This is a genomic window from Candidatus Pelagibacter communis (assembly GCF_001180165.1).
Lineage (GTDB): Bacteria > Pseudomonadota > Alphaproteobacteria > Pelagibacterales > Pelagibacteraceae > Pelagibacter > Pelagibacter ubique_P.
Window position 1 is genome coordinate 1 of the sequence record NZ_CVSQ01000038.1, and the last position, 734, is coordinate 734.

The window sequence follows — 734 nt, forward strand, 5'->3', positions numbered from 1 at the left end:
TATAGGACAAAAGAGTTATGCTATTTAAGCATGTATAAAATAAAAAGGCCCCATTTCTGGGGCCTTTAGTTAACTAACTAGAGAGAGAGATTATAGTTAATTCTTTTTTTACAGAGGCCCCTCAATGAGATAACGACATGGAGATCGAAGAGCCTCTATATTGCATTGCATGCAATTAGTCACGTATTGCGTATGCTATTACTCCTGTTTCTGTAACGTCAGTACCTTTGGTTTCAGCTTCTTTACTTAATCTAATTCCAAACGTGGCTTTCATTATTGACCAGATTACATAGGACACAGCGAACACAAAAATGTTAATTGAAAGTACACCAATTAATTGTGCACTAAACGATGCATCAGCGTTTGTTAATGGCACTGCTAATGTTCCCCAAATACCAGCAAACATGTGAGCTGGAATTGCACCTACAACATCGTCAAGTTTGAAACTGAATAATAATTTAGTTCCAAATACTACGATCAATCCACCTACAGCTCCAATGAAAATTGCTGCTAAAGGTGATGGCGCTAATGGTTCAGCTGTAACAGCTACAAGACCACCAATTGCTCCGTTTAACATTTGAATTACATCTGTTTTACCAAACATTAATCTTGTGATTATTGCAGCAGCCATAACACCACCACAAGCAGCAAGATTAGTATTGATAAATATACTTGATACAGCAACTGCATCATCAAATGTTCCAATAGCTAGTTGAGATCCACCATTGAATCCA

Annotated in this window: 1 protein-coding gene; it reads right to left on the bottom strand. The window is 37.2% G+C overall.

Annotated features, from left to right (window positions below):
• Nucleotides 1–175: 175 nt before the first annotated feature.
• A partial coding sequence (locus tag AMN88_RS02190; RefSeq protein ID WP_425319187.1) for an ammonium transporter occupies nucleotides 176–734 on the bottom strand: 559 nt, incomplete at its 5' end.